Genomic DNA, 18,202 nt, shown 5'->3' on the forward strand with positions numbered 1-18,202 from the left:
CGATCAGTCGGCGGATTCCCAACGGCGCCGCGGTCATTGCACGTGGTAATTGAACATCCGCGCGCCTTCTGACGCCGGCTCTTGTGAGATGGTGTCGGCAAGTACTTTGTATTCGGGAATTCGGCCACGGTCCACTGTCGACCGGTCGCGGCAAACCAATTCGATGAGGTTGTCCGCCGGATCTCGGACATACATCTGGACCCCGCCATCCGGAAGCTCATATATGGTGCTGAGAAATCCCTCTTCTTTGATCCCCAGGTTCGTCGCGTGGTCGTACAGGCCCATGAAATCGCTGACCTCCAACGCAAAGTGATGAATCTGCCTTACGTCCGTCGTCGCCCCGTACTCGTATACATGTAGTGTCCTGTCACCGATCGAGAACCACGCGGTCGGAACTGCGAAGGTCGGGGACGGGACCTGCTCGAGATGCAGAAAGTTTTCATAGAAGCGCACCGACTCACCCAGTTCACGAGCTGGCACGCTCACGTGATTGACGGCTACGACGGGGTGGCTCATCTCGTTCCTTTGTTTCTCGGTGACACCGGGGGGAATTCGTATCGGTTGAGGCACAACCGATCAGACAGGTTGCGGGATCTGAGCCGATACCGCGGCCTTCTCTTTCGCCTTCGCGAGGTCTTCACGAACGGCGAGACCGTACTCACGTGGGTCCAACTCGAGTCCGTACCGCCGCCCCGACGGATACAGCCGAGCCATCTGCTCGTGTTCTGCAGCGATCGCCACCCGCATCGCGGCCTCGTCGGGAAGGTCGACGTCTCCGGCGATGACAGAGGCGAGCCAACGGCTCTGGATGTCGATCATCCGGATATTGGCGCCGCCGCTGACGTCGAATAGTCCAACGAAGTAGAGGCCGGGCCAATTTGGCGACACGGCCCTTCGATACAGGTCGATGCGTCCACCGTTGATCGGCGACACCTCGCTACTGAGGAACGGGATGTCGAACTGGTAGCCGGTCGCGGCGATCACGGCGTCGAAATCCTCTTCCGTTCCGTCGTCGAATCGAACGGTAGTGCCTTCGGCGCTGTGTGTTCCGGGACGGACCGCGATTCGGTTCCACGCGATATGGGACATCACGGTCGGGTGACTGGCCGGGTGCGTCCGTGTTTTCGGTGTCGTGAAGCCCCATTGCTCCATCCGCCCGTGCGCGACCAGCGTGACCAGTTCTCGGACCCGGCGCGCCAGCGGCCAAGGTAGCCAGGGGCGCTCCACCTTCGCCAGAAAGCGTGACAACGGAGCACCGAACATCATTCGAGGCATGATCAGAACGGGAGAGCGGGCAGCCAGCACCGTTCGGTCCGTCACAATGCAGACATCCGCAGCGATGTCCAGGCCGCTGTTTCCGGTCCCGATCACGAGGACCTTCTTTCCGGCGAAGCGATCCGGCGCCCGGTAGTCCCGTGAATGCAGGTATTCACCCGTGAAGTCGGCTGCGAACGGGGGGTGGCTCGGGATCGACTGGTGTCCGTTCGCTACCACCACACGGTCGAATTCGGGTTCCGTGCCATCGTTCAGCTTCAGCTTCCAGCGCGGGCAGGCGGGTGCTTCTGCTACCGGCTCGACGCTGTCGACCGTGGTGTTGACAACGATGTGCGCCCGCAAACCGAAGTGGTCGGCGTAGGCGTCGAAGTAAGCCCGCATCTCATAGTGAGTGGGGAACAGGGATGCCTCCGCGGGTATCGGAAAGTCGCGGTAACCGGTGTCCTTCGCTTCGGAGTTGATCCGCAGCGACTGATATGCCGCGCCGATCCCGTTGTCGTTGTCGTATACCCACAGCCCACCGACCTCGGACCCCTTCTCGTAGACGGTGACGTCGAAGCCCCGTCCGATGAGGTGTTTGGCTGCACTCAGCCCGGCGGGCCCTGCGCCGATCACGGCAATTCGCTGGACCTTCAAGATTTCCTACTTTCGAAATGTGTTTCCAGTTTTGGTAATCGTGATGGTATCGCTCGTCCACTCACCTGACAAGAGAGGGGGACGCACGGTGTGGCGATCGGTCACGGTCGCCGTGGTGGCTGGTCGGTGCGATCAGTGGCGGCGGTATGCAACGCCGGCCTGGTCATGAGTGGTGAGTTCGCATCTCGGGGCCGGGGTTCTGCTGGTGTCGCTGTTCCACGAGCCACGTGGCGATCTGCGTTCGCGAGGTGTAGCCGAGTTTGGAGAGGATCCGTTCGACGTGCCCCTGTGCGGTCCGCTGCGAGATGACCAGCTTTGCGGCGATCGCCCTGTTGGTCAGCCCCTCGGCGACGAGCTCGGCGACTTGTCGTTCACGTCGGCTCAGGGTGCCGACTTCGGGAGACTTCTTCGCAGGCACGGGCTGTATATCGAAGGCGTATTCGACCGCGTCGTCGACGCTGAACGCGCTGCCGTGCTGGTACTTCTCGTCGAACTGTCGGTCACCGAGCACACGGCGTGCCTGCTGTTCGCAGTCGCTGTGGTAACTCAGACCGGTGAGATAGTTGGCCATGGTTCCGCCGACGTCCCGCCAGATTGCGGCGGCGGCTCCGAGAAGGACTGCGGCGCAGCCGGGATCGTGGTCGGTCTCGATCCATGCGAGCGCTTCCAGGCTGCAGCCGATGCCGAACGAGTCGTCGGCACGAGTCGACAGTCGGATTCCCTCCTCGATGACCGCTCGCGCCCGGGTGCGATCACCATCGCACCACCACGCCCAGGCCCCCATCATCGCGGACCGCCCGCAGTACACGAAGTCGCCGAGTGTCCCGGCGAGGGCAAGCATTTCCGCGTGGCAGACGCGCGCCTTGGACGCGTCGCCGAGCGACACGTAGGAGAGCCCTTTGCCCAACAGGCTCACTACGTGTAAGAAGTCGGCACCCTCGGTTTCTTGCGCGGCACCGATCGCCTCATCGAAATACATTACGGCGGAGACGGAGTCGCGGTTGTAGAGAGCGAGGAATCCTCGGACGAATCCCCGCAGCGCACGCATCCAGGTGGCGCCCGGCCGATCCTCGAGGGAATCGGCGCGGGCCAGCAGACCAACACCTTCAGTCACGTCTCCCTGCACTCCCGCGAAGAGGCTGACCAGGTACAGGGCTTTGGCCGGATCCGCACCGGATTCGCCGACGTGGGCGGCGAGGACCCGGTCGAGCCAGAGCCGGCCCTCCCGCAGGTATCCGCGGGAGATCCAGAACGGGAACAACCCGACCGCCATGCGCAGTCCGGCGTCGGCCTCGTCTGGTTCGGAGAGCACAAAATGTAGGGCAGCACGAAGATTCGGCTGTTCCCTATCGAGGAGATCGAGCCAATGCAGCTGACGAGGACTGATGATGTCGGCCGCGGCACGCGTGATCAGCTCCTGGTACCAGTCCCGAAAGCGTCTGCGCAGGTTGGGGTATTCGCCCGGCTGCAGTTTTTCCTGGGCGTACTCTCTCAAGATGTCCAGCATCCGGTACCGGACCACGTCGCCGGCCTCTTCCCTGATCAAGATCGATTTGTCGACCAGTGCCGACACGACGTCGAGCAGATCGTCGCCCCGATCACCCTCGCCGCAGATGGCTTCGGCGGCGTCGAGTTCGAAGCTGCAGGCGAACACCGTCAACCGCGCCCACAGACGCTGCTCTTGCGGGGTGCACAGCTCGTAACTCCAGTCGATGGACCACCGCAACGTCTTCTGCCGGTCTGGTGCGGCACGGCTACCGCCGGTGAGCAGGCGGTATCGATCGGTCAAGCGGTCGAGGATCTGGTGCACGGACATGACTCGCAGCCGAGCTGCGGCCAATTCGATCGGCAATGGCAATCCGTCCAGGCGAGCGCAGATCTGCGCCACCGCCACCTGATTGTCCTCCGTGAGTTCGAACGTGGGAACGGCGGCGACGGCTCGTTGCAGAAACAACGCGACCGATTCGTAGCCGGGCACCCCGCGAAGCGACGGCGCATGGTCTGGGTTGGGGGTCTGCATCGGCGGAACCCGGGTCACCGCCTCCCCCCTGACCCTCAGCGGCTCCCGGCTCGTCGCCAGGATGCGCACCCCTGGGCAGGTCCGCAACACGGTGGCCGCCAGTGCCGCCACCGACTCGACCAGGTGCTCACAGTTGTCGAGCACCAGCAACACATCCTTGTCGGCGAGGTGGTCGGTCAGCAGGACCAACGGTGCGTCCACCGTGTGATTCCTCAGTCCGAGGACATCCGATACGACACCGGTCACCAACTCCGGATCGGAGAGCTCACTGAGCTCGATCAGCCACACCCCGTCGGTGAACGCTCGCTGCGAGTCGGTGGCGACTCGCAGCGCGAGCCGGGTCTTCCCGACGCCCCCGATCCCGGTCAATGTCACCAGCCGGGACGCGGACAGCATCTTCTTCGTCTCGCCCACCTCGTGGCGACGGCCGACGAAACCGGTCAGGTCCACCGGCAGGTTTCCGGTCCGGCCTCGGCCCCGGACCGGCATCGAATTGCCCGAACCACCGCCCGATCGTGCCTTCGCGTCGGGCGGCGGCACGGGCATCGGGGTGAGTTCGGTCGGGCGGCCCGCGGGCCCGGCTCGATTGGATTCGTCGTTCATGGATTCTTCGCTGATCTCGGTGGGCCGCTACCGTGCCGGTCAGACGACGAGCGTGATGCGGCGTCCCAGCTGGCGGTCGTACTCGTGGTGAGCAGCCTCGATCTCTGAGAACGTGAACGTTGTCGAGCCGGGGAGGTCGAGCTCACCGGCGGCGAGGAGTTCGGCGAGTGCGTGCAACATCGCGCCGGACTCGTGGGTGATCACCAGCGTCGCGCTCTCCGGCGACACGCTGTGGGGCGGGCTTCCCGGGACAACGGTGACGTAGTGCCCCCCGGGCCGTAACGCGGCGGACAGGTCAATTCCTGCGGTGTCGATCACTGCGTCGACGCGGGAGACCGGCAGTGAGCCGATATGTACTTCCTCGGCTACACCGGTCGGCAATGATTCCGCCTGCTCGGCCCGCCGAACCAACGCGTGCACGCGGTATCCGCGGAGGTGGAGAAGCTGCAGGGCGATACGTCCGACCGCGCCGGCGGCTCCGGCGACGAGCACGTCGGATCCCGGAGTCAACTGCAGAGCATCGGCGGCCTGCATCGCTGTCAAGCCGGGTAGGGGTAACTGGGCAAGGATGGCCGGGTCGACGTTTTCGGGGGCACGGGCAAGGGACGTCTCCGGGAGGCAGACGAACTCCGACCATGTCCCGTTTCCGGTGACGGCCGACGTCGAGGCACCAATGACCCGATCACCGGGCAGAAACCGGCCGGCATTCGGGCCCGTCTGTTTTACGGTGCCCACCAGGTCGTATCCGAGCGTGAACGGCGCAGTTCCCTGAGGTGTGATCATCCCGCTACGAATCTTCACGTCCGCGGGATTGATCGCCGATGCTTCGAGGGCGATGAGTACTTCACCCTCACCCGGACTGGGGACTGGAATATTTCGCACCTGGAGCACATCGATGTATCCAGGAGAATCGAACTGAACAGCGAACATGGTTCATACCTTTTCTTGTGTGAAACGAGACGATGTCGGGCTGTGGCGCAGAGAACGCACGGCGTGGCCGCGCAGCCGGGGCGACCGGGAGGCTCGCAGTGAGCCACCCGGTCGCCCGCGGCAGGACGTGGGCCGGTGCACACGTCCGACGGCGCTCGGCTATCGAAGCGACCGCAGGCCCACGCGAATCTCTTCAGCCAGGAGCTGTGGCTGTTCCCAGGCCGCGAAGTGCCCGCCCTTGTCGAGCTTGTTGTAGTGGACGAGGTTGGGATACGCCTTCTCCGTCCAACTGCGCGGTGCCTGATAGAGCTCGTCGGGAAAGACGCTCACGGCAACCGGGATGGAGACGCCCCTGGTGGCGAGGAACGCCGGGGACGTGAGTTCCCAATAGAGCCGAGCTGCGGACACCGCGGTGTTCGTCAGCCAGAACAGCGTGATGTTGTCGAGGACGTCGTCTCGCGTCAGGCCTTCGGGCTGTCCGGCGAAGGCCCGGGCGATCAGCTCCAAACTCTTCGCGTCGTGGTCGAGCATGAACGTTGCCAGTCCGACGGGCGAATCCGTCAATCCGGTCAGTGTCTGTGGGCGCGTCCCCATCTCCACGGCGTAGCCGATGTGCTGGTAGAAGAATGCCAGCTGGTCGGAGGCGGCCTTTTCGTCGTCGGAGAGATCGGACGGCAGTGGGTTGCCGGTGCGGAGCGCCTGATCGATCTCGGGTGGAACCACGGAAGCCATGTTGGTGTGAATGCCCACCAGTTCCGGCGGCGCCTGCAGAGCCATCAGTTCCGTGACGATCGCGCCCCAGTCGCCGCCTTGAGCCGCGTACCGCGTGTATCCGAGGCGCTTCATCAGCTCGATCCAGGCGCGTGCGATGCGGTCGAGGCCCCAGCCGGTGGTGGTCGGTTTGCCGGAGAACCCGTAGCCGGGCCCCGACGGAATCACCAGATGGAAAGCGTCCGATGCGTCACCACCATGAGCGGTGGGATCGGTCAGCGGTTCGATGATCTTCAGCTGCTCGATGATCGACCCGGGCCACCCGTGCGTGACGATGAGCGGCAACGCGTCCTCGTGCTTCGAGCGAATGTGAATGAAGTGAATGTCGAGCCCATCGATCTCCGTGATGAACTGCGGCAGAGCGTTCAGCTTCGCCTCGACCTTGCGCCAGTCATAATCCGACGCCCAGTACTGCGCGAGTGCCTGGCTCGTCGCGAGCGGCACGCCCTGCGAGTGATCTGCGACGGTCTCCTTGTCGGGCCACCGTGTGGCCGCGATGCGCTGGCGCAGCGCCTCGAGTTCGGTCTCGGGGAACTCGATCGTGAACGGCCGGATCGCGACTTCGGATGTGACAGACATGTGGGGTCCTTGCTGTGTTGATTGTTGGTGGAGAATGGCTTTTGGGTGGATCGGAGCGTTAGATGGGCAGCTCAGACCCGGCCTGTTCGGCGACCATGTAGGCGGCGTACCAGTCGGGCCAGTTCTCGTCGTACTGTCCGCCGTTGCGCTTCTCGTGTTCACCGTGGGCGATGGCCGCGCGGAAAAGCGCCTTCACCAGTTCGCGGTGGGAACTGAATGTTGTTGCGGCGGAGTCGATGCGGCCGGGCAGCCGGGTGGTGACTTCCTGCAACTTCCAGGTGTTGCCGTCGGGATCGTGGAAGCTGGCGTACGAGTTGTAGCTGGAATGGTCGGGGTCCGGTCCGGGGACCGGGCCGTTGGCGGTGTAGTGGAAGATGTCGCTGACATCGGTTCCGGCGGCGACCAGCTGCTGGTGGGCGGCGACGATGTCGGAGACGATCAGGAAGGCTGTGGCGGAGCCGGGTGCGGCGGTGGTCAGGTCGGTGCCGAAATGGATCGAGGTGGCGGCGCCTGGCGGGGTGAACTGGACGACGCCGGAGTCGGGCGGTGTGAAGTCTCGTCGCCAGCTGAGTTTCGTGTAGAAGTCGGTGGCGCGATCCATGTCGGAGACGGGGAGGACGAGGACCTCGAGTTTCATGTCGACGGTCGCGACCGTCGCGGTGGTGGTCGCCTCGGTGGTGCGGGTTTCGGTCATGCTCATTACTTCCTTCTGGGGATTTCTCTGGTGGGTGGTGACGGTGGGGTGGGGCGATCGACGGTGCAAACGCCCTACATCGGGGTGCTGCTGCTGTGCCAGCCGGCAAGGAGTGGGTCGCCGATGGTGGTTTCGGCGCGGCGGTCCTGCCTTTGGTCGCGTTGCCGGTCGTGCCGGCTCTGCTGCTGCATGGTGTTGTCGTGGTCGCGGGGAGTGCCATGTGCGGCGACGACGGCGACGGGGGTGGCGGCAGCTGTGGTCGCGGCTGCAGTGCCGGCGGGGATGACGCCGAGTGCGGCGGTGGCGACCGCGGCGGTGGCGAACCGCTTCCAGGAGGAGATGCTGGTGTGTGAGTTGTTCTGGTGGAGGTGCGTGCTGTTCATGCCGATAAGACTCGCAATTGCACGGCGCGTGTGACGGCGGTGATCTACGTGCTTCACTACCTGCATTTCCTACGCAGGTATGCCCCCGGTGGACCCAGCGGAGGCCGAACTACGGCTTTCGGGAATCGATGCTCTCCTCGCGGGCGATCCAGGCGGCAAGCTGCGCGCGGGATCGATGCCCGGTCTTCGTGAGGATGCGGTCTACGTGTCCTTCTGCGGTACGGGGCGAGATGACCAGCCGTTCCGCGATCTCCTTGTTCGTGAGTCCCTCCGCAACCAGCTTTCCCACTTCTTTCTCACGAGGGGTGAGCTTCACCTGCGCTGAAGGAGTGTCCTGCGCCGCCGGCTTGGACGTGCGCTTTTGCAACGCGAATTCGATCGACGCGAGGTGTTCGAGGCGTTCACCGGCCTGGGATTCTCGCTCGAACGCAGAGTCACCCAGCAGCTGACGGGTGCGATTCTCGTAACGAGTTCGTGTGCGGATCAACTCTTCGTTTCCGAAGAGCGGAGAGCTCCCCATCTCGCCACACAGAGTGCGCCCGATACCCAGCAGACGTGCGGATCGAGCGGGATTGCCTTCCTCGATCGCGATCCACGCAAGAATCTCGGTGCATGCACTCACACCCAACCAGTCGCTCAGTGACTGCTTCAGTTCGATCGCTTCTTTCAACGAATCCGAAGCTTGCGGGTACTTGCGCTGGGTCCACAGTGCGAGTCCGCGCGCCCACAGCGCCCACGACGTCGAGAACCGCTCCGGCAGCGCTTTGCCCTGGGCGATGGTTTCCTCCGCCGAAGCAAGGGATTGTTCGAGGTTGCCGGACAGGCAGTGCACGAAAGCCAATTGGGCGCCGCCCAACAGTGTCAGGGAGTTGACTTCCCCTGACTCGGCGTGGTGTGACATGCCGGCGGTGAGAAGCTCCAACGCTTCTTCGAGATTTCCGTCGATCTCCTCCGCCGCGCCTCTGAACTGAAGCGCAAACGCCTGGGCGGTTCGATCACCGACCGATTCCGCGACGTCGCTGCATTCCAGCAAGTAGCGCTTGGAGGTCGTGATGTCGCCCTGAATCATTGCGTACCAACCGATCACCCAGAGCGCTTTCGCCCTCTCGCGGCTCGGCTGGCGGTCGGCCTCCAAGGCCCGGGTCAGCCAGTACCGCCCGTCTCGTAGCAGGCCACTCGCGTTCCAGAAGAACCACAGCGAACCTGCCATCCGCAGACCGGTTCGGGCCTCGCCTGGGGTGGACAGGCAGTACTCCAGCGCCGACCGCAGGTTCGCACGCTCGTGCCGGAGGCGACGGTTCCATTCCAGCTGGCCCGATGCCAGTGACTGAGCCTCGCTGCGTTCCGACATCCGCAGGAAATAGTCGCGGTGATTCCTGTGCCACTTGTCCTGGTCACCTTGCTCGGCAAGTCTCTCGACCGCGTAATCCTTGATGCTTTCCAGCAACTTATATCGAACCGTGGATCCGGACTGAACGGTGGAAATGACCGATTTTTCGACAAGAGTGGAGATCAATTCGAGAGCATCCGGAACGATGTCCGGATCAGTGCACACGCTCTCGACTGCATCGAAATCGAAACCGCCCGCGAAGACCGACAGCCGCGCCCACAGGACTTGTTCCTCCGGCGAGCACAGATCGAAGCTCCAATCGATGGCGCCACGCAGCGTCTGATGCCGCACCGGACCGCCACGGTTTCCCCGGGTCAACAGATCGAACAGTGCGCCCTCCCGTGACAGGACGCGGTCGAGGGGAAGGGACCTGATCCGGACGGCTGCGAGTTCGATGGCCAGAGGGATGCCGTCCAGCCGCCGGCACAGACGGGCAACCCCCAGGCGGCTCTGGTCGTCGAGGGTGTATCCGGGGACGACGGATGCGGCGCGTTGCTCGAAAAGATCGACCGCCTCGGAATGAAAGCTCTTTCCGTCTCGTCCCTCGACGAGCTGAGCTTCATCTAGAACCGACATGGGAGGAACCTCGAACACGGCCTCACCCAGCACACCGAGCGGTTCCCGACTGGTTGCCAGGATCTGCACGCGGTCCGACCGCCGAACAATGTCGGCGGCGACTGTTCCGCACGCCTCGATCAAGTGCTCACAGTTGTCCAGGACGATGAGTGCATGCCTTCCACCGAGGAATTCGAAGAGGTAGTGAGTTCCATCCGCAGTCACTCCGTCTCGAATATCGAGCGCCTCGGCAATTGCGCTGACGACAAGTTCTGGAAGGGAGATCGCGGCGAGATCCACGAACCAGATGCCGTCGGCGTAGGTTCTGCGCACTTCCGAGGCGACGCGGCACGCCAGCCGGGTCTTACCTACCCCTCCGAATCCCGTGAGTGTCACTATCCGAGAATCCGCGAGCCGCGCCTTGACCGCGGCCACTTCATTTCGGCGTCCGACGAAACTTGTCACTTCACGAAAGAATTCGTGCGCGGTGGGAACGGGTTGGTCGGCCGCCGCCACTTTCTCCTCGCGATGGCTGTCTCCCGGTTCGGTGTGCAGTGCCATCTCGTCGACGGGAAAATTATGGAGACGTTGGGATGCGCGGAGTTGCTGACCGAGTTCCGTGGCGGAGGGGCGGCTCGCCGGGGTACCGGACATGGCATGTTCGATGATCGTGCTGACGTCCTCGGGAATGCCGTGCTTCCGTGGGTCCGGAACGGGCTCGGCCGTGATCCTCAGGAACTGGGCTACCACCTGCTCCCCGCTGCGGCGTTCGAAGGCAGCGTGACCGGTCATCACAGCGAACAACGTGGCACCGAGGCCGTAGACATCGGCAGCAGCACTCGGAGGTTCGCCGGTCACCACCTCGGGGGCGGTGAACGCCGGCGAACCCGTCACGACGCCGGCGGTGGTTTCGAACCCGCCGGCGATACGGGCGATGCCGAAATCTGACAGGGCCGGCTCGCCGTAGTCGGTGATCAGGATGTTCCCGGGCTTGACGTCGCGATGAAGGATCCCGAGGCGGTGGGCAGTCTCGAGGGCACCGGCCATCTTCACCCCGAGCCGCAGCGCTTCGTCGAGCGGGAGCGGTCCGTCGCGCCGGATCCGCGTGTCGAGTGAGTCCTGGGCGTGGTACGGCATGACGATGTACGGCCGACCGCTGTCGGTGACGCCCACATGGAGGACATTGACGACATTGGGGTGTCCGGTCAGCCTGCCCGCCGCGCGCTGCTCACGCAGGAACCGTTCCCGGTTCTCCTCGTCGAGGTCCGCGGTGAGGACCTTGATTGCCACGGTGCGGTCGAGCGCCGCCTGGGTGCAGCGGTAGACGACCCCGAAACCACCGCGGCCGACCTCTTGTGCGTCCTCGAATCCGGCGGCTGCGAGGTCCATCGCGACCGATCCCGACGCGCCACGTTGCGTCGCGAAAGGATCGATGTCAGTCATTGACTACATCGATTCTTCCGGTCCGAGCCACTGTCGAAGAAATGCATCACTGCCGGCCTCTCGCGGATGTATCCAAGGATATCGCTGCAATGACGGTGGCGTTGCGAATGGTCATGCCTGTTTCACTAGCTGCGTCAACCCAGCGCTCAATCCGCGCGAGCACCTCCGCAAGCGGGTCGCCGGCATGCCCCGCTCCGGCAGTAGTTCGCATCCTCGAACCCGTCGCTTGTGAGGCCGGTCCGACCGCCTTCGGCCTATATCGGGCACGGGCCGCGGCAGAGGAACGCGGCCCGTCACCGCGCGTCGCAATATCGACACGCTCATCAACCAACTCTTGACGAAGTGCATGGCGCCGCCGGGGTAACTCCGCGGCGGCGTCCTATCTTGCCCACTTGGCACATTCGCCTACACATCAGGTGTCATCACGGTCGAACCTGTGTCGCGAGGTGGGGGTGGTGGCGTCCCTGCAGACTGTCCATCCGCTGCGACGGACGACGGTGGTGCCCGGAGGACGGTCCGCGGAGTCCTTCCCACTCGGGGAATGCGACCGGCCTGCGACTCGTGAGGTGACCGGTGTTGCTGGTGAGATCGATCAGGCACCGGGCAGCGCCCTGCACGGAGAGGTGGTGCCTGCGCGCCACGTCGAGTAGTTCGTCGAAAGCCTGGGCATCGCTGTAGCCGCGTCTGGTGATCAGGACCGCCTTCGCAGTGGTCACGAGTTCACGGTCCGACGGCCCCCGGCGCCGGTCGAGGAAGCTTCGGGCGGTCCGCACGGGGTTCGAGATCTCGGAATTCAACATCTGGCATCACCTTCGCCTACGACATTCCCCGGGTGGCGGAGTCGTAAACGGATACGGTCGCATTCCCGTCCCCGTTCACCGAGGATGGGGATACAGATCAGCTCGACCGGGCACACTGCGGCCGCCGATCGTCGGCCGATCGTTCCCTTGAGCCAATCTTAAAGAACCTCGTAGTTCAGGTTGGTTGTTCGTCATTCCGGCACTGTGCACACTCAGCTGGTCACAGTTGTGACGAGTGTCGAGACGCGGAAGGAAGAACGTGATGAGCGCCCATGGCCCCCTGTTCTCCTCCGCTGCGTTCCACTGTTGTCGCTGATCTCGTGACCGGGCGCCTGCGGGCACCCGATTCGGAGTTTGTACCTCCGATCCCCTGATCGTCCCGTCCGCCCGACCGTCGTCGGGGTGGATTCGGCGCCACGCGCGTGTCTCGTCTTCCTTCCTTCCGTTCGTCCATGCATTGAGGAGTTCCGTCAGATGACCCGAAGATTCGTCGGCAGAGCAACAGCTCTGATTGCGGCTACGGCCGCCGCAGCACTGGTGCTCACCGGGTGCGCCGCATCCCAGTCGGTGGCCTCCTCGAACGTCGGAGGGGATCCGGTTCCCGGCGGGACCCTCCGGTTCGCCGTCCTGGACGCGCCGGCGAACCTCGATCCGCATTCCGGTAGCTCGTACCCGGAGTCGCTGATCACGAGCAACATCAGCGACAAGCTCGTCTATCAGAATCCCGAATCGGGTGCTCTCGAGCCCTGGCTGGCGACGTCCTGGGACGTCAACGAGACTCTGACGGAATTCACGTTCCACCTGCGGAACGACGTCACGTTCAGCGACGGCACGCCGTTGACAGCGGACTCGGTGAAGGAGAACTTCGACCTCCTCGGTTTCGGCAACAAGGAACTCGGTGTCGTCCCGGTATCCGCGTACTGGGGCGGGTACGTCGGCACGGAGGTGATCGATCCGAGCACCGTGAAGGTCACCCTCGACAAGCCGAGTGCCGGTTTCCTCCAGGGTCTCTCGATGTACTTTGCCGGGATCCTCGGGCACACGACGCTGCAGTTGAGGAAAGAGGACCGCGCGCTTCCACAGAACATCGTGGCGACCGGGCCGTTCGTCGTGACCGAACACGTGTACCAGGAGAAGACCGTCCTGCGGAAGCGGGAAGGATACAACTGGGCGCCGGCGAGCCGGGGGCACAACGGTGACGCCTACCTCGACGCCGTGGAAGTGCTCGTCATCCCGGAGGCCGGGGTCCGGACGGGGGCGTTGCGCTCGGGTGAGGTGGACGCGATCCTGGACGTCAACACGACCGACGAGGCGCCGCTGCGCGCCGAGGGCTACGAGATCGTTCCCCAGCTGATCCCGGGCCGCGATATCGCATTCGATTTCAAGACCGATCTCTTCCCGACCAACGAGCGTGCCGTGCGCGAGGCCGTCAAACTCGGCTGGAGCCGGGACGCGCTGGCGAAGACGGTACTGACCGACAGCTACCGGCCGTCGTCCTCGGTGGTCTCGGAGCGCGTGCCGGGATATGCGGACTTCAGCGATCGACTGGTCGAGAACCAGGACGAGGCGAAGCGGATCCTGGATCAGGCCGGCTGGAAGGAAGGCCCGGACGGTATTCGCGTCAACGCCGACGGCAAGCCGCTCAACCTGAGTCTGCTCGCCATCAACAACCTGGTGATCAACAAGCCCGCGTTCGAACTCATCCAGCAGGATCTGCGTGACATCGGTGTGGACCTGCAGTTGCAGGTCCTTCCCATCCCCGATTACCAGGCGGCGAGCAAGCTGCAGGGCAAATGGAACGTCCAGGTGTTCAATACCAGCCGATCGGACGTGGCGGTGCTCGAGCAGACCTACTCGCCGCTGTTCACGAACGGCGCCGCCATCACTGCGGACAACCCCGTCCGGCAGAAGGCGATCGACACGTTCCGCGCCGTCAACGAGACACTCGATCCGGCCAAGCGTGCCGCCGCGGCCGCCGCGGCGCAGGACTTCGTTCTCAACGAGGAGATCCTCAGTGTGCCGGTGTACAACCCGGCCCAGGTGACCGCGGCCAACCCGAAGGTCCACAACGTGGGCTACGAGGCACAGTCGCGAAACGTGTTCTACGACACCTGGATAGAGCAGGGCTGAACAATGGGACGGTACATCCTCGCCAAACTGGGTCAGTCCTTGTTCGTCGTGTGGGCGGCGTACTCGCTCACGTTCGTCCTGCTGTACGTGCTTCCGTACGACACCGTCGACCTCATGTTCGACCCGAGCGAGGCGGAACTGGTCAGTGACGCCGACAAGGACGCGGCGCGCGCACACTACGGTCTCGATCAGCCGGTGGTCGTGCAGTACGCCACGCGACTGTTCGGTGCGTTGCACGGGGACTTCGGGCATTCGGTGCGCACGGGGGAGAACGTGTGGTCGATGATCTTCGCAGTGTTGCCGCAGACGGCGATCCTCGCGGGTGCCGCACTGCTGCTCGCGGTGATCGTGGCGTTCGCAATTGCGCTGTCGGCGGCGTACACCCGCAGTTCGTGGCTGTCGCAGGCCATCGCGTCCCTCCCCGCGGCTGGTGTGTCCGTACCGGTGTTCTTGGTGGGGCTCGCGATCCTGCAGGTCTTCTCGTTCCAGCTGCGATGGTTTCCCCCCATCGGAAACGACGGCTTCGCCTCGCTCGTGCTGCCCGCCGTCACGCTGGCGATACCGGTGTCGGCGCCCATCGCGCAGCTGCTGCTGAAGAACATCGAACTCGGGTTGAACGCGCCCTACGTCACGGTGTCCGTCGCGAAGGGCGCCAGCCGGTTGTGGGTTCTGGTGCGCGATGTTCTCAAGAACGCGAGCCTGCCCGCACTGACGATTGCCGGACTCACCCTCGGGAATTTGCTGGCCGGCGCGGTGATCGTCGAGACCATCTACTCGCGTTCCGGCCTCGGCCGGCTGACCGAGACGGCAGTCCGCACGCAGGACGTGATGCTCGTGCAGGCGGTGGTGGTGTTCGCGGCCGTCGTCTTCGTGGTCGTCAATTTCGTGGTCGACATCGTCTATCCGCTGCTCGACCCGCGGCTGCGCACGCGGGTCCTGGCCGGCGCCGCCCCGGCGGCCGGGTAAGGAGGCACCACAGTGACCACATTCGATTTCCGCTCATCGGCCTCATCCACCGCCGACACCGCCGGCGACCGGTTCGTGCGGTTCGTGCGGCTCGCGTCGACCGCACCGGGCCTGGTCCTGTCCTGGCTGGTGATCGTCACGGTCGTTCTCTGGGCGGTGGCGCCGGGCTGGTTCACGTCGTTCAGTCCCTACGACGGTGACGTCGACGCCAGCTTCAGCCCACCCGGTCCCGACCACCTCTTCGGGACCGACCGTCTCGGCCGGGACCTCCTCGCCCGCGTGATCTTCGGGGCGTCCACGACGCTCAGTGCGACGTTACTCGCGGTATTGGTGGGGTTCGTCGTCGGTTCGGTCGTCGGTCTGCTCAGCGGGTTCGTCGGCGGTCGCACCGATGCGATCGTCATGCGCTTCGTCGATGTGCTGCTCGCGATTCCGGCGCTCCTGCTCGCCATGACGGTGGTGACGGCACTCGGATACGGAACCTTCAATGTGGCGTTGGCGGTAGGGATCTCCGCGGTTGCGGCATTCGCCCGGGTGATGCGCTCCGAGGTGCTGAAGGTCGCCCAGAGCGACTACGTGGAGGCGGCCTACGGATCGGGAGCCGGCTTCGGTCGGGTCGTGGTCCGGCACGTGCTGCCGAACTCGGTCACCGCCGTGTTGTCGTTGGCTGCGCTCGAATGCGGTTCGGCCATCCTTGCCGTGGCGGCACTGGGCTTCCTCGGTTACGGAGCGCCGCCGCCGGAGCCCGAGTGGGGGCTCGCCGTGTCGGAGGGGCGCGACTACCTCGCCACCTACCCCTGGATCTCGATCCTGCCCGGCGTCCTGATCGCCGTGGTCGTGCTCGCCACCAACCGCATCAGCAAATCGCTAGGAGACCAGAGATGAGCGACGTCGAACAGGGGCACGGTCCACTGCTGCAGATCGACGATCTGCGGGTCAGCTACCGTACCGCTCGGGGGGCCGGGAAGACCGCCGTCGAGGGTGTGGGGCTGAGCGTCCACCCGGGTGAGTTCGTCGCCGTCGTCGGTGAATCGGGCTCGGGCAAGAGCACCACCGTCCATGCCGCGTTGCGGCTCCTGCCGTCGTCGGCGTCCATCGAGTCCGGCACGATCCACCTGGGTGGGCGGGACGTGACCCGGTGGAAGGACCGGCAGCTGGCACAGCTGCGCGGTCCGTTCGTCGGGTTCGTTCCACAGGATCCCGGCACCTCGCTCAACCCGGTGAAAAGAGTCGGGGTGCAGGTCCTCGAGGCGATCCGGCTGCACCGGAAGGTCGAATCGGGTCCGGCGCGGGAGTTGGCGCTCGAAAAACTGCGCCTCGCCGGACTGAACAGTGTCGAACGGATCTACTCGCAGTTCCCGCACGAACTCTCCGGCGGGATGAAGCAGCGAGTCCTCATCGCGATTGCCCTCGCGAGTGATCCGGCACTGCTGGTGGCGGACGAGCCCACGTCGGCGCTCGACGTGACGGTCCAGAAGGTGATCCTCGACCACCTCGCGGTTCTCCGCGACACCCTCGGGCTCGGCGTCCTACTCGTCACCCACGACCTCGGTGTGGCGTTCGACCGGGCGGACCGCGTGGTCGTCATGCGGCAGGGGAGGATCGTCGAACAAGGCGAGACACGGGAGCTGGTCGAGAATCCGGGGCAGGAATACACCCGGTCGCTGATCGCCGCGGCGCCGTCGTTCCGCAGCGCGCGCCTCGGTCCGTCACCGCTCGCGCTCGCGGCGCGCGCCGTGGACGACACCGCGGCTGCGGGCCCCGTCCTGGAATTGCGCGACGTGACCAGGCGGTTCACCGTCGGGTCGGGCTCGAAGGCCTCCGAGTTCGTCGCGGTCGACGGTGTGACCGTCGGTGTGACCGCCGGTTCCACCCACGCCGTGGTCGGTGAATCGGGAGCAGGCAAGTCCACACTCGCGCGAATCGCGGTCGGGCTCAGCCGACCGGACGCCGGCGAGGTTCTGCTCGAAGGCGACAGGATCGACGGACTGTCCCACCGCCGGTTCCGGCCGGTGCGACGCAGGATCCAGCTGGTACGCCAGAACCCCTACTCGTCACTCGACCCCAAGCTCAGCATCGAGCAGATCATCACGGAACCTCTGGCTGCGTTCAAGATTCGGAACAATCGAACCGAACGCCGCACACGGGTGGTCGAATTGCTCGACGCGGTGGCGCTCGACAGCACGTTTCTCCGGCGCAAACCCGTCGAACTGTCGGGCGGGCAACGGCAGCGCGTCGCGATCGCGAGGGCACTCGCCGCCGACCCGAGAATCGTCGTTCTCGACGAGGCGGTCTCGGCCCTCGACGTCTCGGTTCAATCGCAGATCCTGCAACTCCTCGTCGACGTACAGGCCGAATTCGGGCTGACGTACCTGTTCATCACCCACGACCTGGGCGTGGTGCGGTTGATCGCCGACGACGTCACCGTGATGCGCGGCGGGCGGGTGGTGGAGTCGGGACGTGTCGACGACATCTTCGGCGCGCCGCGCGAGGCCTACACCCGAAACCTACTGCACGCCGTACCCGGCGAGAACCAACTTCTCGCCGCTGCGCTCTGACATCCGGACAACCACCTACCGAAAAGGACATCACATGACCGACAACACCGACACCGCCGGCCGACTCACCCCCGCCCTCGTCACCCCGGTGCTCGCGGCCGCGGCCGTCAACGGCGGCGCCGTGCTCGTGGACGTGCGCAGCGACAAGGGGCGCGGAGAGAACGGCGAGGTCCCGGGAGCGATCGTTGCCGACCGCGACGCACTCGACGAACAGTTCGGACTCGACTCACCCACGAAGCACGCCGAGATCATCTCGCTCGACCAGCCGATCGTCGTCGTGTGCGGATCCATTGCGGGGTCCGGCCCGGTGGCGGAGGGATTGCTCGAGCGGGGCTTCCGCAACGTGGTGCACATCGACGGCGGGTTCGCCGCATGGAAGGACGCAGGCCTGCCCGCGAACGAGCCTGCACGGGCACACGGCGACGAGACGCGGATTTAGCGGATCTACACAAAGCGTCAAGGCTGATTG

General features: G+C 64.8%; 14 protein-coding genes. 5 read left to right on the top strand and 9 right to left on the bottom strand.

What is annotated here, in order from left to right:
- Positions 1-33 precede the first annotated feature (33 nt).
- The 9 genes from CJ179_RS29950 to CJ179_RS29990 form a co-directional block, all read right to left on the bottom strand.
- Entirely contained in the window at positions 34-516 is a 483-nt protein-coding gene (locus tag CJ179_RS29950) for a VOC family protein (RefSeq protein WP_095863827.1), read from the bottom strand.
- A 60-nt stretch (positions 517-576) separates the two neighbouring features.
- Positions 577-1,911 (bottom strand): NAD(P)/FAD-dependent oxidoreductase, encoded by a 1,335-nt coding sequence (locus CJ179_RS29955; RefSeq protein WP_179377681.1) that lies wholly within the window; start codon positions 1,909-1,911, stop codon positions 577-579.
- A gap of 163 nt (positions 1,912-2,074) precedes the next feature.
- A complete protein-coding gene (locus CJ179_RS29960) occupies positions 2,075-4,534 on the bottom strand; it encodes a LuxR C-terminal-related transcriptional regulator (protein ID WP_257015842.1) in 2,460 nt (819 codons plus the stop codon).
- Positions 4,535-4,573: 39 nt separating this feature from the next.
- Entirely contained in the window at positions 4,574-5,464 is an 891-nt protein-coding gene (locus CJ179_RS29965) for an NADP-dependent oxidoreductase (RefSeq protein WP_095863829.1), read from the bottom strand.
- Positions 5,465-5,623: 159 nt separating this feature from the next.
- Positions 5,624-6,814: an epoxide hydrolase family protein gene (locus CJ179_RS29970; RefSeq protein WP_095863830.1), complete on the bottom strand. Its 1,191-nt coding sequence runs from the start codon at positions 6,812-6,814 to the stop codon at positions 5,624-5,626.
- A 58-nt stretch (positions 6,815-6,872) separates the two neighbouring features.
- A complete protein-coding gene (locus CJ179_RS29975) occupies positions 6,873-7,508 on the bottom strand; it encodes a VOC family protein (RefSeq protein WP_241031260.1) in 636 nt (211 codons plus the stop codon).
- Positions 7,509-7,582: 74 nt separating this feature from the next.
- Positions 7,583-7,891, bottom strand: coding sequence for a hypothetical protein (locus CJ179_RS29980; protein ID WP_095863832.1), 309 nt, complete (start codon positions 7,889-7,891; stop codon positions 7,583-7,585).
- Between the two features lie 109 nt (positions 7,892-8,000).
- Entirely contained in the window at positions 8,001-11,279 is a 3,279-nt protein-coding gene (locus CJ179_RS29985) for a protein kinase (protein WP_095863833.1), read from the bottom strand.
- 422 nt (positions 11,280-11,701) lie between these two features.
- Positions 11,702-12,079 (bottom strand): ANTAR domain-containing protein, encoded by a 378-nt coding sequence (locus tag CJ179_RS29990; protein ID WP_095863834.1) that lies wholly within the window; start codon positions 12,077-12,079, stop codon positions 11,702-11,704.
- Between the two features lie 474 nt (positions 12,080-12,553).
- On the opposite strand from CJ179_RS29990, the gene CJ179_RS29995 reads away from it, so the two are divergent.
- The 5 genes from CJ179_RS29995 to CJ179_RS30015 are packed head-to-tail and all read left to right on the top strand — an operon-like array spanning position 12,554 to position 18,172.
- Positions 12,554-14,209, top strand: coding sequence for an ABC transporter substrate-binding protein (locus tag CJ179_RS29995; protein ID WP_241031259.1), 1,656 nt, complete (start codon positions 12,554-12,556; stop codon positions 14,207-14,209).
- Between the two features lie 3 nt (positions 14,210-14,212).
- On the top strand, positions 14,213-15,175 hold the full coding sequence (locus tag CJ179_RS30000) for an ABC transporter permease (protein WP_072941319.1): 963 nt from the start codon (positions 14,213-14,215) through the stop codon (positions 15,173-15,175).
- A 12-nt stretch (positions 15,176-15,187) separates the two neighbouring features.
- Positions 15,188-16,060: an ABC transporter permease gene (locus CJ179_RS30005; protein ID WP_143051469.1), complete on the top strand. Its 873-nt coding sequence runs from the start codon at positions 15,188-15,190 to the stop codon at positions 16,058-16,060.
- The gene (locus CJ179_RS30010; RefSeq protein ID WP_095863836.1) at positions 16,057-17,733 is read left to right on the top strand and encodes an ABC transporter ATP-binding protein; all 1,677 of its coding nucleotides are present in this window, start codon (positions 16,057-16,059) and stop codon (positions 17,731-17,733) included. Before CJ179_RS30005 ends, CJ179_RS30010 begins: the two co-directional genes overlap by 4 nt.
- A gap of 34 nt (positions 17,734-17,767) precedes the next feature.
- Positions 17,768-18,172, top strand: coding sequence for a rhodanese-like domain-containing protein (locus CJ179_RS30015; RefSeq protein ID WP_072941313.1), 405 nt, complete (start codon positions 17,768-17,770; stop codon positions 18,170-18,172).
- Positions 18,173-18,202 lie beyond the last annotated feature (30 nt).

It is taken from the genome of Rhodococcus sp. ACS1 (assembly GCF_002300155.1).
GTDB lineage: Bacteria > Actinomycetota > Actinomycetes > Mycobacteriales > Mycobacteriaceae > Rhodococcus_F > Rhodococcus_F koreensis.

Coding starts and splice junctions, on each gene's coding strand:
- CJ179_RS29950 (WP_095863827.1), bottom strand. CDS start 516: ATGAGCCACCCCGTCGTAGCCGTCAATCACGTGAGCGTGCCAGCTCGT.
- CJ179_RS29960 (WP_257015842.1), bottom strand. CDS start 4,534: ATGAACGACGAATCCAATCGAGCCGGGCCCGCGGGCCGCCCGACCGAA.
- CJ179_RS29965 (WP_095863829.1), bottom strand. CDS start 5,464: ATGTTCGCTGTTCAGTTCGATTCTCCTGGATACATCGATGTGCTCCAG.
- CJ179_RS29970 (WP_095863830.1), bottom strand. CDS start 6,814: ATGTCTGTCACATCCGAAGTCGCGATCCGGCCGTTCACGATCGAGTTC.
- CJ179_RS29975 (WP_241031260.1), bottom strand. CDS start 7,508: ATGACCGAAACCCGCACCACCGAGGCGACCACCACCGCGACGGTCGCG.
- CJ179_RS29980 (WP_095863832.1), bottom strand. CDS start 7,891: ATGAACAGCACGCACCTCCACCAGAACAACTCACACACCAGCATCTCC.
- CJ179_RS29985 (WP_095863833.1), bottom strand. CDS start 11,279: ATGACTGACATCGATCCTTTCGCGACGCAACGTGGCGCGTCGGGATCG.
- CJ179_RS29990 (WP_095863834.1), bottom strand. CDS start 12,079: ATGTTGAATTCCGAGATCTCGAACCCCGTGCGGACCGCCCGAAGCTTC.
- CJ179_RS29995 (WP_241031259.1), top strand. CDS start 12,554: ATGACCCGAAGATTCGTCGGCAGAGCAACAGCTCTGATTGCGGCTACG.
- CJ179_RS30000 (WP_072941319.1), top strand. CDS start 14,213: ATGGGACGGTACATCCTCGCCAAACTGGGTCAGTCCTTGTTCGTCGTG.
- CJ179_RS30010 (WP_095863836.1), top strand. CDS start 16,057: ATGAGCGACGTCGAACAGGGGCACGGTCCACTGCTGCAGATCGACGAT.
- CJ179_RS30015 (WP_072941313.1), top strand. CDS start 17,768: ATGACCGACAACACCGACACCGCCGGCCGACTCACCCCCGCCCTCGTC.